General features: G+C 59.4%; 18 protein-coding genes. 11 read left to right on the top strand and 7 right to left on the bottom strand.

The window, feature by feature from the left end:
* Positions 1-611 precede the first annotated feature (611 nt).
* The gene (locus SOP97_RS06790) at positions 612-1,436 is read right to left on the bottom strand and encodes a TatD family hydrolase (RefSeq protein WP_322948712.1); all 825 of its coding nucleotides are present in this window, start codon (positions 1,434-1,436) and stop codon (positions 612-614) included.
* 234 nt (positions 1,437-1,670) lie between these two features.
* Between SOP97_RS06790 and SOP97_RS06785 the strand changes: the two genes are divergently transcribed.
* Both SOP97_RS06785 and SOP97_RS06780 read left to right on the top strand, forming a co-directional pair.
* A complete protein-coding gene (locus tag SOP97_RS06785; protein WP_274088592.1) occupies positions 1,671-3,056 on the top strand; it encodes an MltF family protein in 1,386 nt (461 codons plus the stop codon).
* A gap of 124 nt (positions 3,057-3,180) precedes the next feature.
* Positions 3,181-3,615 carry a DoxX family protein gene (locus tag SOP97_RS06780; protein WP_322948711.1) on the top strand — a complete coding sequence of 145 codons (435 nt, stop codon included), beginning with the start codon at positions 3,181-3,183 and terminating at the stop codon, positions 3,613-3,615.
* Positions 3,616-3,673: 58 nt separating this feature from the next.
* Here SOP97_RS06780 and SOP97_RS06775 read toward each other — a convergent pair whose 3' ends face one another.
* Together SOP97_RS06775 and SOP97_RS06770 are read right to left on the bottom strand one after the other, a co-directional pair.
* Positions 3,674-4,696 carry a lipase secretion chaperone gene (locus SOP97_RS06775; protein WP_322948710.1) on the bottom strand — a complete coding sequence of 341 codons (1,023 nt, stop codon included), beginning with the start codon at positions 4,694-4,696 and terminating at the stop codon, positions 3,674-3,676.
* 63 nt (positions 4,697-4,759) lie between these two features.
* On the bottom strand, positions 4,760-5,704 hold the full coding sequence (locus tag SOP97_RS06770) for a triacylglycerol lipase (protein WP_322948709.1): 945 nt from the start codon (positions 5,702-5,704) through the stop codon (positions 4,760-4,762).
* A 534-nt stretch (positions 5,705-6,238) separates the two neighbouring features.
* Between SOP97_RS06770 and SOP97_RS06765 the strand changes: the two genes are divergently transcribed.
* The 3 genes from SOP97_RS06765 to SOP97_RS06755 all read left to right on the top strand — a co-directional run bounded on the left by SOP97_RS06765 (position 6,239) and on the right by SOP97_RS06755 (position 9,417).
* Positions 6,239-6,547, top strand: a complete 309-nt coding sequence (locus SOP97_RS06765) for a class I SAM-dependent methyltransferase (RefSeq protein WP_322948708.1) — start codon at positions 6,239-6,241, stop codon at positions 6,545-6,547.
* Positions 6,548-6,624: 77 nt separating this feature from the next.
* Positions 6,625-8,112 carry a polyphosphate:AMP phosphotransferase gene (gene pap / locus SOP97_RS06760; protein WP_322948707.1) on the top strand — a complete coding sequence of 496 codons (1,488 nt, stop codon included), beginning with the start codon at positions 6,625-6,627 and terminating at the stop codon, positions 8,110-8,112.
* A 120-nt stretch (positions 8,113-8,232) separates the two neighbouring features.
* Complete coding sequence (locus SOP97_RS06755) at positions 8,233-9,417, top strand: thiolase family protein (protein WP_274088586.1); 1,185 nt, start codon at positions 8,233-8,235, stop codon at positions 9,415-9,417.
* A gap of 68 nt (positions 9,418-9,485) precedes the next feature.
* Here SOP97_RS06755 and SOP97_RS06750 read toward each other — a convergent pair whose 3' ends face one another.
* Positions 9,486-9,695, bottom strand: a complete 210-nt coding sequence (locus SOP97_RS06750; RefSeq protein WP_322948706.1) for a DUF6316 family protein — start codon at positions 9,693-9,695, stop codon at positions 9,486-9,488.
* A gap of 290 nt (positions 9,696-9,985) precedes the next feature.
* On the opposite strand from SOP97_RS06750, the gene SOP97_RS06745 reads away from it, so the two are divergent.
* Entirely contained in the window at positions 9,986-10,948 is a 963-nt protein-coding gene (locus tag SOP97_RS06745) for a DMT family transporter (protein ID WP_322948705.1), read from the top strand.
* A gap of 5 nt (positions 10,949-10,953) precedes the next feature.
* On the opposite strand, the gene SOP97_RS06740 is transcribed toward SOP97_RS06745, so the two are convergent.
* The 3 genes from SOP97_RS06740 to SOP97_RS06730 form a co-directional block, all read right to left on the bottom strand.
* A complete protein-coding gene (locus SOP97_RS06740) occupies positions 10,954-11,574 on the bottom strand; it encodes an NAD(P)H-dependent oxidoreductase (RefSeq protein ID WP_274088583.1) in 621 nt (206 codons plus the stop codon).
* The gene (locus SOP97_RS06735) at positions 11,567-12,961 is read right to left on the bottom strand and encodes a class II fumarate hydratase (RefSeq protein ID WP_322948704.1); all 1,395 of its coding nucleotides are present in this window, start codon (positions 12,959-12,961) and stop codon (positions 11,567-11,569) included. Before SOP97_RS06735 ends, SOP97_RS06740 begins: the two co-directional genes overlap by 8 nt.
* Before the next feature lie 117 nt (positions 12,962-13,078).
* On the bottom strand, positions 13,079-14,089 hold the full coding sequence (locus SOP97_RS06730) for a DUF2804 domain-containing protein (protein ID WP_322948703.1): 1,011 nt from the start codon (positions 14,087-14,089) through the stop codon (positions 13,079-13,081).
* Between the two features lie 261 nt (positions 14,090-14,350).
* Here SOP97_RS06730 and SOP97_RS06725 point away from each other — a divergent pair, with 261 nt between their 5' ends.
* The 5 genes from SOP97_RS06725 to SOP97_RS06705 all read left to right on the top strand — a co-directional run bounded on the left by SOP97_RS06725 (position 14,351) and on the right by SOP97_RS06705 (position 18,701).
* Positions 14,351-14,851, top strand: coding sequence for a DUF2059 domain-containing protein (locus SOP97_RS06725; protein ID WP_274088580.1), 501 nt, complete (start codon positions 14,351-14,353; stop codon positions 14,849-14,851).
* A gap of 12 nt (positions 14,852-14,863) precedes the next feature.
* The gene (locus tag SOP97_RS06720) at positions 14,864-15,157 is read left to right on the top strand and encodes a BolA family protein (RefSeq protein ID WP_274088579.1); all 294 of its coding nucleotides are present in this window, start codon (positions 14,864-14,866) and stop codon (positions 15,155-15,157) included.
* 199 nt (positions 15,158-15,356) lie between these two features.
* A complete protein-coding gene (gene trhO / locus SOP97_RS06715) occupies positions 15,357-16,295 on the top strand; it encodes an oxygen-dependent tRNA uridine(34) hydroxylase TrhO (protein WP_322948702.1) in 939 nt (312 codons plus the stop codon).
* A 2-nt stretch (positions 16,296-16,297) separates the two neighbouring features.
* Entirely contained in the window at positions 16,298-16,930 is a 633-nt protein-coding gene (locus tag SOP97_RS06710; RefSeq protein ID WP_322948701.1) for a DsbA family protein, read from the top strand.
* Positions 16,923-18,701 (top strand): ABC transporter ATP-binding protein, encoded by a 1,779-nt coding sequence (locus SOP97_RS06705; RefSeq protein WP_274088576.1) that lies wholly within the window; start codon positions 16,923-16,925, stop codon positions 18,699-18,701. Before SOP97_RS06710 ends, SOP97_RS06705 begins: the two co-directional genes overlap by 8 nt.
* Positions 18,702-18,846 lie beyond the last annotated feature (145 nt).

Raw genomic sequence — 18,846 nt, 5'->3', positions numbered from 1 at the left:
CATAGCTGAGGGCGCGGTCGAAAAACACGTCGCTGAAGCTCGGCGCCACTGCGCTGATGGCCAGGCGCTGACCGTCTTCACGGACAATAACCTCAGCCCCGATCAGACCCTCACTGCCGTTTAACTCGACCCAGCCGCGCGCGTTGAGCAAGGCGCTGCCCTGGTTGTCAGGCAGGCGTGGTGCCTGATCTGCGCTAAAACTCAGCAGGTTGTTGGCGCTCGGCAAGGCCTGGCCTTGAGGCCATTGGCTTAACAAGCGGGCCTGTTGCTGCGCCGCCTGCTTGGCCGCGTCGTAATGCGATTGTTGCTCCAGGTGCAGGGCGTAGAGCACCAGTAACAAGGTGGTGAAGAAGGCCACCGCGTTTACAGCCCAGAATTTGTATTTCAGGGAAAGATCGCTAATCCAGTGACTCATGCACATCTCTTCCTTGTGAAGGTTGATTGCCGCTATTCAGATTTGCTGGGTAATCGAAGGCAATTGTTCGACAAGCTTTATATCGGCGAAGAGCCCATCGGGTTTAGGCCGCCGGCTAAAAATCATTTTTGGCAAAGTGCCAGCAGTATCGGCTAAAGCCAATCATGGCCTATTGATCCTTATCAATAGGCCCCACTCAACTGGCCGATTGAGCACTATTCAGGCTTGGTAAATTGAAGAAGGCCTGTGCGCTGGCACTGCTGTGAGCGGCCACGTCGTGCTCAGTTTCACCGCGGTGCAGGGCCACTTCACGGAGCACTTCAACAAGAAAGGCCGGCTCATTGCGGCCGCTCTTGGGCTTCGGCCGCAGGCTGCGTGGTAGCAGGAAGGGCGCATCACTTTCCAGCATCAGGCGGCCGCGGGGGATTTCCTTGACCAGTGGATGCAGGTTGCTGCCGCGGCGTTCGTCACAGATCCAGCCGGTAATGCCGATATGCAGGTCCATATCCAAGTAGTTGAACAGCGCGCGTTTTTCCCCTGTGAAGCAGTGCACCACGGCTGCCGGTAGCTGGTCGCGGTAGTGGCGCAGGATTGCCAGCAGGCGCTCGTCGGCATCGCGTTCATGCAGGAACACGGGCAACTGCAGCTCCACCGCCAGGGCCAACTGCTGCTCGAGCACCAGTTCCTGTTGCGGGCGTGGTGAGAAATCACGGTTGAAGTCCAGGCCGCATTCGCCCACTGCACGCACCCTGGGGTCGGCCAGAAGTGCCTTGAGTTCGGCGTAGCTGTCGCTGTTCCAGCTGCTCGCATCGTGTGGGTGCACACCGGCGGTGCTGAACAAATGCTCGGCGCTATCATCCAACTGTCGGCAGAGTTCCAGGGCGTGCTGGCTTTCGCCTAGGCTGGTACCGGTGAGCAGCATTTGCTGGATGCCCGCCGCATAAGCGCGAATGAGGAGTGCTTCGCGCTGTTCGGCAAAGCTTGGATGAGTCAAATTGACGCCGATATCGATCAGTTGCATGGTGCTACCTGCTGAATTGACAGGCCAGCATAGCAGAGCTTTTTAAATAGATTAAAAGTCAATAAATACAATAGCTTAAAACGTTTATATGATGTTGTGTGTGATTGCTGGCTGGTATCCGCGGGCAGGCTGTGCCAACCTCCGCGCCCCGTGCGAGGGGCCGTTGCCCTGTTCGTAGGCTGTTTCAATGGGCTGCTGCACTGAGCGATCGGCCGACTTTTCCCTGGAGCCTTGATGGTGCGAGTGCTGCTCACCTGCTGCCTATTGCTGCTGTCATGCACGGCAATTGCGCGCGTGGCTGGGCCATTAGAGGTTGAACGGGCCAAAGCCGCCCGTGACCTGGCGAGCATCCGTAGCAGTGGTGAGTTGCGCGTGCTGGTTAACCAGAGCCGCAACAGCTCCGGTGAGGTCAAGGGGCAGAGTATTGGTGTTGAGTACCAGCGCATGCGCGCCTTCGAGCAGTACCTCAACCGCAACGCGCGTGATGGCCGTACGCTCAAGCTCAAGGTCATTCCCCGTGCCAAGGATCAGCTACTCGCTGCCCTGCAGCGTGGTGAAGGTGACTTGGTCGCCCCGGGTGAGCTGCTGAACATCCCGCCGGGCAGCAAACTCAGCGCCAGCGTGGCGATCCGCAGCAATGTGCCGCTGATCATCGTTGCTAAGCAGGGTAACCGGCGTTATCAGAACCTTGAGCAGTTGTCCGGACGCAGCCTGGCGTTGCCTGCGGGCAGCGTAGCGGGTGAGGCCATCCGGGCGCTTAACCAGCGGCTGATCGCCAGCAAGCGTTCCCCGATTATTGTCGAGTGGGTCGACCCGAGTTTGGCCGTCGAGGATGTATTGGAAATGGTCCAGGCGGGCATCTTCAGCGTCACGGCGGTCGAGCAGCCGATTGCCGAGCGCTGGGCCAAGGTCATGCCCAAGCTACGCCTGGATCGTCATTTGCCGCTGTCCAAGGACGGCGACATGCGCTGGTATGTGCGCCGCGATACGCCAATGCTTGGCGCGAGCATCGACCGTTTTCTCAAGGGCTACCGCGACCCAGCGGACCAGGACGCGGCGTTTCAGCGTGTTTACCGGCGCTTGTACAAGGTGCATTACCCGCTCGGTCGCACTGAGCGTCAGCGCCTGGAGCGGGTGCGCTCGGTGCTGCAGCGCTATGCCAGCCAAAACAACTTCGACTGGCTGGCCCTGGCTGCCGTGGCCTTTAAGGAATCTACCCTTAACCCGGCTGCACGAGGGGCGGGTGGTGCCACGGGGCTGATGCAGATTACCCCGGCGGCGGCCCGCAGCGTGGGTGTCAGCAATATCAATGTGCTGGATAACAATGTGCAGGCCAGCGCCAAGTACCTGGCGATGATCCGCCGCAACTACTTCAATAGCCCACGGCTCAATGAGCGTGAACGCATGGCTTTTATCCTGGCCGGCTACAACATGGGCCCGCAACGGGTGCAAAGCCTGCGTGCGGAAGCGCGCAGGCGCGGCCTGAACCCTAACCAGTGGTTCTTTCAGGTGGAGCGTGTGGCCATGGAGCAGATCGGCATGGGCGTCGTCAGCTATGTGAATAGCGTCAATAAGTACTACCTTGCTTATGATCGCGAGCGCTATTTGCTGGAGCCATAGCGCCGGGTAGAAGGGTAAATATATTTATTTTTTAGATTGTTTGTAGCGATTTTATCCGCTTTAAGTATTAGTAAATTTGTTTAGTCTGCACGCCATCAACTCCTCACTACAAGGACCGCTGCATATGAACACGCTGATTAAATCTGTTGTTGCTACTCAAGCGGGCTACGGCCTGACCGTGCTGCGCATTATCGCTGGCCTGACTTTTGCCGCTCACGGCGCACAGAAGCTGTTTGGCTGGTTTGGCGGTTATGGCCTCGAAGGTGTAGGCCAGTGGATGGAAAGTATCGGCCTGGCCCCGGGCTACCTGCTGGCGCTGATGGCAGGCAGTGCAGAGTTCTTCGGCGGCCTGGCCTTGGTCATCGGTCTATTAGCGCGCCCTGCGGCTGCTGTGTTGGCAGTGACCATGGTGGTGGCGATTGCTACGGTGCACCTGGCCAATGGCTTTTTTATGAGCAACAACGGCTATGAGTTCGCTCTGGCGCTGCTGGCCATCAGTGTGGCGATTCTGCTTGAAGGTGCTGGCAAGCTGTCGCTGGACAAGCGCATCGCTGGTTAAGCGTTAAACGATTCGGCAGCAGCCTGCTAAAAGCCCACTTCGGTGGGCTTTTAGCGTTTTAGGGTTGGGACGTATTCTGCGTTGCCAGCTGTTCGGCGGCTTCCAAACGCAGTTGTTCACGCTCGTTGAAGTTTTCTATGACCAGTTGGGCAATGGCACTGCGTTTGTCACTGTCGCTTAGGCCGGTATTGTTCTCGATGGTGGCTTTGTCGCGGCGGTACTGAGCGATGCGTTTTTTCCAGGTTTTGCGCTGTTGATCGAGTGCTTCCAGGCGCTGAGTGGCTTCGGCCCCCACCAGCTGCTGACGCAGTTGGCGAATTTGTTCGGGTTTGGCACCGGCAGCCTTTAATTGAGCCGTCTGCTGGCGCAGATCGTTCTGCAGTTGTGGCAATACCGTGTCTTGCATCTCGGCAGGCAGGCTGTTGCGCAGTTGGTCGACAGCGGCGGCTTTACCAGCATCGTTCAACTGCGTGTTATGCAGGATGGCCAGGCGCTGCAGGGTGAACTGGTTGTAGGCCGTTTCCCGGGCAAAGAACGCTTGCTGGGTTTGAGTATCAAAGATACGTGCCCGTAGGGCCTGCACCGCAGCCTCGCGCTGGCGCAGGGCTTCCAGGTTGGCCGACTGTGGCAGGTCGCGCTCGAGCAGCACCAGTTCGCGTTTGTAGTCGAGGTATTGGTTGAGCAGGGCCAGCGCCTGCCCCCGGGCATTGGCCGGCAGCTGCGCGGCAATGTAGGCACGCAATCGCTCGACACTGGTGCGCAGCGGCTCTTCGCCTGCGGCGGCGAGGAAATAGTCGAATATCCGTCGAATGTCTTCGCTGATGAGCAGGTTGCCATCGGCATCCAAACGAAAGGTGCCATCCACCGTTGTGCCCCCGAACGAGGCAGGCAGGTTTTTCAAGGGGCCAACCGCGCTATTCAGCTGCTTTTGCGGCGGCGCAGTGGGCTGTGTTGTTGCGGGTTCTGAGGCGGATAATGTGTTGCGGCTGAGCTGGGCAGGTGTTTCCAGTGGTTGCAGGTAAAGCACCAGTGCCAGGCATAAGGCGAACAGCAGCGGGGATAGCAGCAGGATTTTTTTCACAGGCACTCTTTAGACGGTGGTTGTAGAGACGCCAGGGGCGGATTGCAGCCCCTGGCTCATCTATTACAGGCCGTCGTTTTTCAGACGGTTGGCATGTTGCCGATAGACCGTGACCGGGTCGGTCTCGAACAAGCTGGTTAGCCCCAGCGTCTGGTTGACCTCATCGAGGTGGTTCATCCGGTAGTTGTCGCGAATCACCTTACCCATGTGCGAGCTGCAGCGGCCGACCAGACCATCGTTGGCTTCGCCGTTGAAGGTCAGCGCGGTGGCACCCAGCAGCAGGTCACTCGGGTCGATGATGTTGGTCACCGGGCTAGTCCCGCTCCAGGAGTAGTAGCGCACGCCGCCTACGCTGTAAGCGCCTTCACCGCAGGCGGTGGTTGGAATGCCTTGCGGGAACTTGGCGTTGAAACGCGCGGCACCTTGGCTGTTGAGTGATTCCAATGAGCCCAAGGCGTTTTGCGGGCTGGTGCTAGAGCTGCCAGAAAGGAAGTTGATCAACGTGCCGAGGCCATTGACGATGCCCGCGAGCAAGGCTTCACCGGCCGAGCCGGGCGGCACCTGACGGATAAAGTCGGCAGTTGCAGAGCCCTTATGCGGTGCGCCGACACTGGTGGCTGAGGCAATCAGGTTAGGGCTGACGGCGGCGACATAGCGAATGGTTGGCCCACCATGGCTATGCCCGATCAGGTTGACCTTGGGCTTGCCGCTGATGGCGACAATCTCCTCTACCTGTGCCAGCAGTTCTTCGCCGCGCGCTTCGGAGGTGTTTAGTTGGCTGACCTCGGTGATGTACACGCTGGCCCCGTCGCGACGCAGCGCGCCTGGAATGCCGTACCAGTAGTCGACACCGAGCAGGCTGTCGAAACCGAGCATGCCATGGGCCAGGACGACCGGGTATTTGGTTTGCGTGTAACCGGAGGAGCCAAACCAGAAGGCCTGGGTGTTGCCAGAGGCCAGTAAACCGGCGCCGAGGCAAAGGGCGAGCAGAGTCTTATTGTTGTTCATGGGGGCTCTCGCTAGGGTTGATCGGGCTGTTCAAGGCAATCCATGCAGGCAAAACGCCGATCCTGCGGCGTGTACATCAGCTGAGGGTTATGGGCAGAAAGCATGCCAGTAGTAGGCAGAGTGGTCTTTAGCGCTCTATTTCAGGTGTTTTGTCTGATTTTTGCCGCTTTTAGCCGCGTGTTAGTGGAGGGGGTTGTTACGCAGCGTAACGTTGCAAGGGCGTCGCGAGGCCTCAATAGTGTGCTGTGGGGCTGCGCCTTGCATGCCACTTCAAGCCGCGCGAGGTGAATTCCCCCTGACTGAACGGCCAACTGGCTACGCGGGCTTGATGCTGTGTATTGACAGCTTTACGCGGGCTTCTCTAGGATGCCAACCAATGCGCCGATTTAAACAGCTACTTGCGGGGCGCCGGGTTGCTTGCTCACAGCACAACCCTAAGAAGTACTCCACAGAGGCTTCGAAATACCGCTAAAGCGCTGGTTCGGTGTCGCCTCTCACCGCTGCCCAGCGGATCCAATGAGGCGGAGACACACCATGACCTGTCCCCAACCGCTTATTCGCCTGGCCCCAATCACCTCTGGGCTGGTGCAACGCAATCCAAAAATCCTGCTTGGCGGCAGCCACCAGCCAACACTGCTGCGTTACCTCGACGGCTGGCCAAAGCGCTGGGCGGGGCCGCGTACCTTTCTGATCAATTTTGTTCACGATGGTGAATCCTTGGCGCGCTTTGCCAGCAATCACTTCGACATGGCGGTGATCCAGGCGCCGACGGCGGCGCAGCTGGAAGAGACTGTGCGCCAGCTGACGCGCGTGGCCAAGCAAGGGCTGATTACTCGGCGTTAGCCGCAAGGGGCGCGTGCTTGGCCAGCCAAGGCACGGCTTATCCGCTAGGCTCAAGCGATATTGTCAGGGAGTGAAGCATGTTCGAATCTGCCGAGATTGGCCGCTGCATCGATAAAGACACCTTCGACGCTGAGGCACCAGCCCTTCGCGAGGCGCTGCTGGAGGCGCAGTACGAGCTGCAGCAGCAAGGACGCTTTGCCGTCCTCATCCTGATCAATGGGGTTGAAGGGGCGGGCAAGGGTGAGACGGTCAAGCTGCTCAACGAGTGGATGGACCCTCGACTGATTCAGGTCAGCACCTTCGACCAGCAGACCGATGAGGAACTGGCGCGTCCGTCGGCCTGGCGCTACTGGCGACAACTGCCGCCCAAGGGGCGCATCGGCGTGTTTTTTGGCAATTGGTACAGCCAGATGCTGCAAGGACGCGTGCATAAGCGCATCAAGAATGCGGTGCTCGATCAAGCCATCGACACCACGCTGGGCATGGAGCGCATGCTCTGTGATGAAGGCACGCTGATCTTCAAGTTCTGGTTTCACCTGTCCAAGCAGCATATGAAGGCGCGCCTTAAAGCGCTGCAGGATGATCCGTTGCACAGCTGGCGGATCAGCCCGCTGGACTGGCAGCAATCGAAAACCTACGACAAATTTGTGCGCGTTGGTGAGCGCATCTTGCGCCGGACCAGCCGCGATTACGCACCCTGGTATGTGGTGGAGGGCGTGGATGAGTATTACCGCAGCTTGACTGTCGGGCGCATTCTGCTTGATGGCTTACAAGCCGCGCTGAAGGCAAAGAGCCGGCCGCTGCCTCATCCCCATTCGGCACCGCTGACCTCAAGTCTGGGGGAGCACGGGCTGCTGGATAGCCTGGACATGACCCAGGCCTTGGACAAGGACGCGTACTCCGAGCAGTTGATCAGTGAGCAGGCGCGGCTCTCTAGTTTGATGCGTGACAAGCGCATGCGTCGGCATTCGCTGATCGCGGTGTTTGAAGGCAACGATGCTGCCGGCAAGGGCGGGGCGATTCGCCGGGTGATTGGCGCGCTCGATCCACGCCAGTACCGTATCGTGCCGGTGGCCGCACCAACCGAGGAGGAGCGTGCACAGCCGTATCTCTGGCGTTTCTGGCGGCATATTCCTGCGCGCGGCAAGTTCACCCTGTTCGACCGCTCCTGGTACGGCCGGGTGCTGGTGGAACGGGTCGAAGGCTTCTGTGAACCAGGCGACTGGTTACGTGCCTATGGCGAGATCAATGACTTTGAAGAGCAGCTCAGCGAAGCCGGCGTGGTGCTGGTGAAGTTCTGGTTGTCGATTGATCAGCAAACCCAGTTAGAGCGCTTCAAAGCCCGCGAGCAGATCCCCTTCAAACGCTTCAAGATCACCGAAGATGATTGGCGCAACCGCGAGAAGTGGCCGCTGTACCGCGATGCAGTGGGCGATATGGTCGACCGCACCAGCACGGAAATTGCCCCGTGGACGCTGGTGGAGGCCAATGACAAGCGCTTTGCCCGGATCAAAGTGCTGCGCACCATTAACGAGGCGCTCGAGGCCGCGTTCGACAAGCACTGAGTGGCTGCGCGTCAGCGCTAGAGGATGGTTGCGCATACGCCTGATGAATGATCATCGCCCTGCGAGATTTTTCGGTCTTATTCTCATTGGCAACTTAACCCGATGACAATGAGGTGCAGCATGCGTGAAGTGGTGATCGTTGACAGCGTACGGACTGGTTTGGCTAAGTCTTTTCGCGGCAAGTTCAATCTGACCCGTCCAGACGACATGGCGGCCCATTGCGTCAATGCACTGCTGGCGCGCACTGGCATCGATCCAGCCTTAGTGGACGACTGCATCGTCGGCGCCGGCTCCAACGAAGGCGCGCAGGGCATGAACATCGGCCGTAACGTCGCCGTGCTGTCGGGGCTGGGCATCAATGTCGCCGGCATGACCCTCAACCGTTATTGCTCCTCGGGTCTGCAGGCCATTGCAATTGCGGCCAATCAGGTGGCGTCCGGTTGCAGCGATGTGATCGTGGCCGGTGGTGTCGAGTCGATCACCATGACCCTGAAAAGCATGAACACGCAGAACCTGTTCAACCCGGTGCTGCAAAAAGACGTGCCAGGTATCTATTACCCCATGGGCCAGACCGCCGAGATCGTCGCGCGCCGTTACAACGTCAGCCGTGAGGCGCAGGACGCCTACGCCTTGCAAAGTCAGCAGCGCACCGCGCGAGCTCAGGCTGAAGGTTTGTTTGACGATGAAATCGTGCCGATGCACGTCAAGTATCAGGTCGAGGACAAAGCCAGCGGTGAAAAGAGCATTGTTGATGGCATCGTCGCCCATGATGACTGCAATCGCGCCGACACCACTCTGGAAAGCCTGGCCGCGCTCAAGCCGGTGTTCGCCGATGACGGTTCGGTCACCGCGGGCAATGCCTCGCAGCTGTCCGACGGGGCGTCGATGACCCTGGTCATGAGCCTGGAAAAAGCCCTTGAACTGGGCCTCAAACCACTGGCGTTTTTCCGCGGCTTTGTTGCTGCGGGCTGTGAGCCGGATGAAATGGGCATTGGCCCGGTGTTCTCGGTGCCCAAGCTGCTCAAGGCCAAGGGGCTGAGCATTGCCGATATTGACCTGTGGGAACTCAATGAGGCGTTCGCCTCGCAGTGTCTGTACGCGCGTGACCGTCTGGGGATTGACAACGCCAAGTACAACGTTAATGGCGGCTCCATCTCCATCGGTCATCCGTTTGGCATGACTGGCTCGCGCCAAGTCGGCCATCTGGTGCGTGAGTTGCAGCGGCGCAACCTGCGTTACGGCATCGTCACCATGTGCGTGGGTGGCGGTATGGGGGCAACAGGGCTGTTTGAAGCGGTGCGCTGATCAGCATCTGCGTGAACCCACAAAAAACCGCGAGTGATCGCGGTTTTTTGTTTATAGGGTGCGATGACTCAGAACGCACGGCTCTCGATGATCTCGTTCGCCTGGATCATCCGGCGAATGTAGAAAGCAATCTCACGCTCCGCATCCGTTCGCGTGAAATAGGGCCCTTCCAATGACCCCTCGCGGGTGGAGAAGAAGTATTGGCCGTTGACCGCGCTGACACGCTCGCTGCGATAGTGAGTGCCAGGGCTGTGATCGATAGCGCGTTGACCGAACATAGATGAACTCCCGCAAGAATAAGTTGCTAAATGGAGTCTAAACCTCACCGGATCATCTATCTGAGTTAACGATGGATGGTCGTTTTTGCAGGTTATTTGCAGGGTTTTACGTGCTTTTGGTGAGTTTTGGCGCCAATTCGCTGGCCTGATGTTGTTCGGCTATCAGTACAGTTACGCTTTTTGCTGGCACTTCGCTGTAGCTGTGCCGGTTAGGGCAGTCGCTCTAAACTGTACGTTCGCCGTTGTAACCTGCACTGGGCAAAGGTTGAGGCGTTGATTGCGGAACCGGTATGCATATTTCTTCTGGTCGTTGGCTCTACGGTCTGTTTCTCGCGTTGCTGACCGCCGTGTTGTGGGGCGTTCTGCCGATCAAACTCAAGCAAGTGCTACAGGTCATGGACCCGGTTACGGTGACCTGGTTTCGCCTGCTGGTGTCTGGCTCTATTCTGCTGGCTTATTTGGCCGCCAGTAGGCGCTTGCCGGCGTTCCGCCCGCTGGGCAAAAAGGGTGCATGGTTGCTGTTGCTGGCGATCGCCGGCTTGACGGCCAACTATGTGCTGTACCTCGTTGGCCTTAATTTGCTCAGCCCTGGCACCACTCAGCTGGTGATTCAGGTGGCGCCGATTTTGTTGCTGATAAGCAGTTTGTTCGTCTTTCGCGAGCGCTTCAGCCTGGGCCAGGGGCTTGGCTTGCTGGTCCTGCTGGTTGGTTTTGCCTTGTTCTTTAATCAGCGTCTGGATGAGCTGTTGAACTCGCTGACGGCTTACACCACCGGCGTATTGACCGTGTTGCTGGCCGCCTTTGTGTGGGCGTTTTATGGCCTGGCGCAAAAGCAGTTACTGACGGTGTGGAACTCGCTGCAGGTGATGATGGTGATTTATCTGGCGTGCGCCTTGCTGTTAACCCCCTGGGCGCATCCACTGCAGGCGCTGGAGTTGAGCCCGCTGCAGGGTTGGCTGCTGTTGGCCTGCTGCCTGAATACCCTGGTGGCCTATGGCGCATTTGCCGAGGCGCTGGCCCATTGGGAGGCCTCGCGGGTTAGCGCGGCGCTGGCCATTACGCCGTTGGTGACGTTTATCTCGGTGGCGCTGGCAGCCAGTTGGTGGCCTGAATATGTGCAGCCGGAGCAGATCAACTGGTTGGCTTACGCTGGCGCGGTGTTGGTGGTAATGGGTTCGGCGCTAACTGCGCTCGGGCCTTCGCTACTGGCGGGTTGGCGCGCTCGGAAGGCGCGCTTGGCCGCGCTGGCTTGATCGGTTTAAGCGCGCACGCCCAGTGCTTCCGCACGGCGTAACCAACTCTGGCGTTGTTCTTCGCTGGAGGGACGTACCGGAGCGAATTCGGCCAGGCGGCGGGTTTTGATGCCGCTGAAACCGAGAATGGTACGGGTCATTTGTCGATGCCCGGGCGCGCCATAGATCCAGCGGAAGTACCAAGGCGGGGTGTCCATGGTCACCAGCAGGTCCGCGGTGCGGCCGCTTAGCAGTTTGTCCCAGCGTTGCGAGCGGTTGCGGTACTTAAAGGCAAAGCCGGGCAGAAAGGTGCGGTCAAAAAAGCCTTTGAGCAGCGCCGGAATACCGCCCCACCAAACCGGGTAGACGAATACCAAGTGTTCGGCCCAATGAATCTGCCGCTGCGCTTCCAGCAGGTCGGGTTCCAGTTGCTGGCTTTGTTCGTAGCCATCGCGCAGCACCGGGTCATAGTTCATTTCCCCCAGTTTCAACTGGCGCACCACGTGGCCTTTGCTGCGAGCGCCCTGGGCATAGGCTTCACCTAATGCATGGCACAGGCTGCTGTTTTTCGGCGTGCCGAGAATCATCAGGATGCGCTTGCCGTCACCTTCCAGGGGCGTTGCACCGCTCTTTGCTGCGTCACTCATGTTGACCGGCCTCCAGCATGTTTTCCGGGCGCACCCAGGCGTCGAATTGCTCATTGCTCAGGTAGCCCAGTTGCAACGCCGCTTCACGCAGGGTGGTGCCGTTCTGGTAGGCCTGTTTGGCGATTTGCGCTGCTTTGTCGTAACCGATATGCGGGTTGAGCGCGGTGACCAGCATCAGGCCGCGTTCCAGGTGCTCGGCCATGCGCGTGGCATCCGGCTGCAGACCGGCGATGCAATGCTGCTGAAAGTTATGGCAGCCGTCGGCCAGCAAGCGTACCGATTGCAGCAGGTTGTGAATGATCACCGGTTTAAACACGTTTAGCTGCAGATGCCCCTGGCTCGCGGCAAAGGCAATGGTGGTGTCGTTACCCAGCACCTGGCAGGCCAGCATCGACAGTGCCTCACACTGGGTTGGGTTGACCTTGCCCGGCATGATCGAGCTGCCAGGCTCATTGGCCGGCAGGCGGACTTCGGCAATCCCTGCACGCGGCCCGGAGCCCAATAAACGTAAGTCGTTGGCCAGTTTCATCAGCACCACGGCGAGGGTTTTCAACGCGCCCGACAACGTTACCAGCGGCTCATGGCCCGCCAGGGCGGCAAATTTATTGGGTGCGCTGACCAGTGGCAGGCCGCTCAGTGGGCCCAGTTCGGCGGCCATGGCTTCGGCAAAGCCTTGCGGCGAATTCAGTCCGGTGCCCACGGCCGTGCCGCCTTGGGCCAGCTCGCAGACGGCGGGCAGGGCGACCTGAATGGCCCGTTCGGCGTAACCCAGTTGGGCGACAAAGGCCGACAGCTCCTGGCCGAAGGTCATCGGCGTGGCGTCCATCATGTGCGTGCGCCCCGTCTTGAGCAGATGGGCATGGCGCTCGGCCTGTTCCTGCAGGCCTTCACGCAACTCACGGATGGCCGGCAACAGTTGCTGCTGCACGGCCTGCGCAGCGGCGATATGCATGGCGGTAGGGAAGCTGTCGTTGGAGCTTTGTGCACGATTGACATGGTCGTTGGGGTGCACGGGTGACTTGCCGCCACGGCCATTACCGGCCAGCTCATTGGCTCGCCCAGCGATGACTTCATTGACGTTCATATTGCTCTGCGTGCCGCTGCCGGTCTGCCAGACCATGAGCGGGAATTGCCCATCGTGTTGACCGGTCAGCACCTCGTCGGCGGCTTGCTCGATCAGCCTGGCCAGGTCGGCGGGTAACTCGCCAATACGTTGGTTGACGCGTGCCGCAGCCTTTTTGATCAGCGCCAGGGCATGCACCACCGGCAACGGCATGCGCTCCTGACTGATTGCAAAGTTGATCAATGAACGCTGGGTCTGTGCGCCCCAGTAAGCCTCATCCGGTACTTCAATCGGGCCCAGGCTGTCGGTTTCAGTGCGGCTCATGGCGGCTCTCCTGATTGTGGCGCATGCAGCATTAAGGATGGCCGGGCCATTGCCTGGCACGGCCTTATCTCAGCTTAGGTCGCTCACTAGGCGCAGAGGTTCAACATTGAGGCTCTTCTACCAGCGTGCGCGAGTGTCGCCAAGCCAGCCAAGGGCATTTTGGACGGGCACGCGCTCGCCTTGCGGGCCATGCAAGACCCCGTCGAAATGGCCGAACCACTGCCGCGTATCGGCATAAAACGGTCCTAGCCGGCGGTAGGCCTTATGGCGTTGGCGTGGGGTAAAGGTCAAGTTAACGCTGTTATCCGGGCTACGCAGCTGCCAGGGCGCCAGCGAGCTATGCGGTGACTGGGTGATGGTGATGGGAATATCCAGATGTTGCAGTTCGCCGCCAAACCACAGGGTGTTTTCCGACAGGCCGCTGTAGTCCGTCCAGCCCGAACCAAAGTTGCCGGCAATGCCGCCTGGCGCAGCGAAGGCGGCGCGGGTCCAGTGGCTGTTGAGCGGCCAGACGCCACTACCGAAGTCCAGCGAGGCAAAACTTTGCCCGGTGGGACAGCTGTACTGCTGTTTACCCAAGCGCACGCTGCCGCTGCAGGGCAGGCCAAGATGACGGCTGGTGGCATGGAAGCACTTCGGGCCCAGCGGGGCGACCAGGTTGACTGAGTCGAGGTGAGCCGGACGTTGGACATCCAGATCAACCTGCAACGGCTGACCGCCAATGCTCGAGGCATTGATGGTAATGCAGCTGCGACCCGCTTGTTCAGCGACACGTAATTGCAGGTGAGGGTGGTTGAACGCGTGACTTTTCTGCGGTTGGTCTGGCAGATCATGGCCGCGACCGAGCAGGTGGAATTGGCTGAAAGCGGCGGCCTGACCGGTTTCCAGGTCAAGAAAATAAGCGGCGGCATAACCCAGGTAGTCGAGGTCGGCCTGGGTAAAAGACAGCATCCAGTGCGGTGTGGTGATGCACCAGTGGTTCCAGCGCTTGCGCCGACCAAAATGGCCGGGGATGGCGCAATCAACCATGGGCCGGGGTGACCAACCAATCGCTTGAGGGTTGAGCTGACCGCGGCTGTCGCATAGCGCGAGGGCGGCGAAAGGCTCAGGCAGGGTGAGGCTGTTCATTGGGCACGTCCATGTGTGTGCGAATGCTTGGCCTTTACGGGCGTGGGCATGTTGAATCTTGCGGGACAATCCACCGAGCATGCGCCGGTGCGTGTCAGCGCGACAATTACTGGCATTTTGGCCTTTAAGCAGGCTGTGCGCCAGTGCACAGTTGTAGCGTGAATTGCTTGGGCCGCCGTCCATGCTTGAGTAGGACAAGCGCTTGGGCACAAAATGCCGTCAATTGAGTCAAACAGGGCTCTTCATGTTCAGGAGTAGTACATGTCACGTTTACCCGCCTTTTGTGCTGCCTTATTGCTGACGTGCGGTAGCGCACAGGTTTTCGCCGATGCCAAGAGCCATGCCGCGGATGCCGAGCGCTTCCTGTTATTGGCGCGTGCCGACAAGCTGGCGGTGCCGGTGTATGCGCAGGTGCAGCAGATGTTTGCCCAGCGTTTTGCCGAGAGCAATGCCCCGCAAAGTGAAAAGGCCGTACTGGAAACCTATCAGGCTCAGGCCAATACGGCCCTTGAACAGGCCGTGGGCTGGGACAAACTCAAGCCGGACATGGTCAAGCTCTACACCCGCACGTTCAACGAGCAGGAAATGCAAGACCTGATCCGCTTCTACGAATCGCCGCTGGGCAAGAAAGTGCTGGAGCAGATGCCTACGTTGACGGCGCAGTCGGCGCAATTGACTCAGAGCAAGCTGGAAGCAGCAGTGCCCAAGGTCAATCAATTGCTGGCAGAAATGACCACAAAACTAACCCCTAAGAAGCCCTGAGTGAGCCCCGTGATGCCGAAGATCGATCTGTTGCAGGAAGCTTTACAGGCTCTGCAGCCCCAACACCTTGAAGTGCTGGATGAAAGCCACATGCACAGCCGTGGCCTGGAAACCCACTACAAAGCCGTGGTCGTCAGCGAGCAGTTTGCGGGGCTGAATGCGGTTAAACGCCACCAGAAGACGTATGCCTGCCTGGGTGAGTTGATGGGGCAGATTCATGCTCTGGCGCTGCACACCTACACCCCGGATGAATGGTCGCAGCAGGGCGTGGCACCTGCCTCTCCCACCTGCAAAGGCGGCCACTGAGGCAATTCGCCTCTACACGGCGTTCCTCAAGGACAGTAAACTGTCGCCCCGCCGGCCTAGCGCCGGCGTATTTGTTTGTGCACCGCTGCACCTGGCGGTCACGTTGTAACTCGCCGCGAAGCAAGGTGAACAATTGCTTGCGGTAATTTTATCTATCCCAGTCCGCCCTTTACGTGGGCGACTACTGAAGGACATACCCATGACTGACAAGATCGTTGTCGCCGCGCTGTATAAATTCGTTTCCCTGCCAGATTTTCATGAGCTGCGTGAGCCGCTGCTGCAAGCCATGCTGGATAACGGCATCAAGGGCACGTTGCTGATTGCCGAAGAGGGCATTAACGGCACCGTGTCTGGCAGCCGCGCCGGTATTGATGGCCTGCTGGCCTGGTTTGGCCTGGATGCGCGCCTGGCCGATATCGATCACAAAGAGTCCTATTGCGATGAGCAGCCGTTCTACCGCACTAAGGTCAAGTTAAAGAAAGAAATCGTCACCCTCGGTGTGCCTGGCGTCGACCCGAATCAGAAGGTTGGCACCTACGTTGAGCCCAAAGATTGGAACGCGCTGATCAGCGACCCGGAAGTACTGCTGATTGATACACGCAACGACTACGAGGTGTCGATTGGCACTTTTGAAGGCGCGGTAGACCCAAAAACCAAGTCGTTCCGCGAGTTCCCCGAGTACATCAAGGCGCACTTCGACCCGGCCAAACACAAGAAAGTCGCGATGTTCTGCACCGGCGGCATCCGCTGCGAGAAAGCCTCCAGCTACATGCTCGGCGAAGGCTTTGAAGAGGTCTTTCACCTCAAGGGCGGCATCCTCAAGTACCTGGAGGAAGTGCCGCAGGAACAAACCAAATGGCAGGGTGACTGCTTTGTGTTCGATAACCGCGTGACCGTGCGTCATGACCTGACGGAAGGCGACTACGACCAGTGCCACGCCTGCCGCACGCCGGTTTCCGTGGCGGATCGTCAGTCCGAGCTGTACACCCCAGGTGTCAGCTGCCCGCACTGCTGGGATTCGCTGCCGGAGAAAACCCGCGCCGGTGCCCGTGAACGCCAGCGTCAAATCGAACTGGCCAAGGCGCGCAATCAACCACACCCCTTGGGCTACAACCATCGCCAAGCGCGCGAGGCCTGAGCATGCATGCACGCCTGCTGTATGTGATGGACCCGATGTGTTCGTGGTGCTGGGGGTTTGCTCCGGTGCTGGAGTCCTTCGCCGAGCAGGCCGCTGCGTCCGGGGTTGGCCTGCAGCTGGTACTCGGTGGTTTGCGCCGCGACAGCGTTGCCATTGATGCTGCCGCGCGGGTGCGTTACCTGGGTTACTGGCAGGCGGTGAATGCCAGCACTGGCCAGCTGTTCAATTTTAATGAAGGTTTGCCCGAAGGCTTGGTGTACGACACCGAGCCGGCTTGCCGCGCCTTGGTGACGGCCCGCCATCTTGACCCGCAACTGACCTGGCCGTTGGCCCAGTTGATTCAGCGCGCGTTCTACAAAGAGGGCGTAGATGTCACCCGCGCCAGCGTATTGGTGGAGTTGGCTGAGCGTGCTGGGCTTGCACGTAGCGAGTTCGCCGAGGCGTTCGACAGCGCCGCGCAGCGTGCAGCCACCGCCGCCGACTTTAGCTGGAGCCAGGATTTGGGAATTGCCGGTTTCCCCACCCTGTTGGCTGAACGCAACGGCCAACTGGCGCTGCTGACGAACGGCTACCAGCCGCTTGATGTGTTGCAGCCCTTGCTGTCGCGCTGGCTGGAGCGTGTTGAACATGCTTGATCGCCTGAGCTGGGCAGAAATACGCCGGCTGGCCCTGCAGCATAAAAAAGCCTTGGTCTGGGCCAATTGTGTCGCGGTCTTGGCCACGCTGTGCAGCGTGCCGATCCCGCTGCTGCTGCCTTTACTGGTCGACGAAGTGCTGCTCAACGACGGCGATGCCGCGCTCAAGGTGATGGATAACTTCCTGCCGAGCGACTGGGAAACAGCAGCCGGCTATATCGGCCTGATGCTGGTGCTGACCTTGTTCCTGCGCGGCGGTGCATTGGTGTTTAACGTGCTGCAGGCGCGGTTGTTCGCGCGCCTCTCCAAAGACATCGTTTACCGCATCCGTATTCGCCTGATCGAGCGCCTCAAGCGGATTTCCCTGGCTGAATATGAAAGCCTCGGTGGCGGTACCGTAACCACGCACCTGGTTACGGACCTGGACACCCTCGACAAGTTCGTTGGCGAAACCCTCAGCCGTTTCCTGGTGGCCATGCTGACCCTGGCCGGCACCTCGGCGATTCTGATTTGGATGCACTGGCAGCTGGCGTTGCTGATTCTGCTGTTCAATCCGCTGGTGATCTATGCCACGGTGCAGTTGGGCAAGCGGGTCAAACACCTTAAAAAACTGGAAAACGACAGCACCTCGCGCTTTACCCAGGCGCTGACGGAAACATTGGAAGCCATTCAGGAAATCCGCGCCGGCAACCGTCAGGGCTTTTTCCTCGGCCGCCTCGGTGGCCGGGCCAAGGAAGTACGCGACTTTGCGGTGAACTCGCAATGGAAGACCGATGCTTCCAACCGCGCCAGTGGCTTGCTGTTTCAGTTTGGTATCGACGTGTTCCGCGCGGCGGCCATGCTCACTGTGCTGTTTTCCGACCTGTCGATCGGCCAGATGCTCGCAGTGTTCAGTTACCTGTGGTTTATGATCGGCCCGGTCGAGCAGTTGCTCAGCCTGCAATACGCCTATTATGCCGCCGGCGGCGCCTTAAGCCGGATCAATGAACTGCTGGCGCGCCAGGATGAGCCGCAGTATCCCGGCCAGGTTGACCCGTTCAAGGGGCGCGATACGGTGGGCATTGAGGTTAGCGGCCTGACCTTTGCCTACAACGATGAGCCAGTGCTGAATAACCTCAACTTGAGCATCGCGCCAGGGGAGAAGGTCGCAATTGTCGGCGCCAGCGGCGGTGGCAAAAGCACCTTGGTGCAACTCCTGCTCGGGCTCTATACGCCGCAGGCTGGGACCATTCGCTTTGGTGGCAGCAGCCAGCAAGAGATCGGTCTGGAAACGGTGCGTGAGCATGTTGCCGTGGTGTTGCAACATCCTGCACTGTTCAACGACACGGTACGCGCCAACCTGTGCATGGGCCGTGAACGCAGTGATGAGTTCTGCTGGCGTGCACTGGAAATTGCCCAGCTGGCCGGCACCATTCGCGCCTTGCCGCAAGGCTTGGACAGCATTGTCGGGCGTTCCGGCGTACGCCTCTCTGGCGGTCAGCGTCAGCGCTTGGCCATTGCGCGGATGGTGCTGGCCGAGCCGAAAGTGGTGATTCTCGATGAAGCTACCTCGGCGCTGGATGCCGCGACTGAATATGCCCTGCACCAAGCCCTCAACCAGTTCCTACGCGGCCGCACCACGCTGATCATCGCTCACCGCCTGAGCGCGGTGAAACAGGCCGATCGGGTGCTGGTATTCGACGGCGGCAGCATCGCCGAAGACGGCGGCCACCAAGAATTGATTGCCGAGGGTGGGCTCTACGCCAAGCTCTACGGCCATCTGCAGCACTGATAGCTGCGCTGGGCAAAACCCTACGGCTCCTAGCGAAAACAACACTTTCCCGCGGGCATTGCCCGCTCCTACGGACACACCCTAATCGTAGGTACGGGCCGTGCCCGCGATTTGTTGTGGGTTTCAAATAGGTTAGAAGCGCTGC

It is taken from the genome of Pseudomonas spirodelae, from assembly GCF_034653255.1.
Lineage (GTDB): Bacteria > Pseudomonadota > Gammaproteobacteria > Pseudomonadales > Pseudomonadaceae > Aquipseudomonas > Aquipseudomonas spirodelae.
The sequence above is the reverse complement of the archived record's forward strand: the minus strand, read 5'-3'. Positions and strand labels throughout refer to the sequence as shown.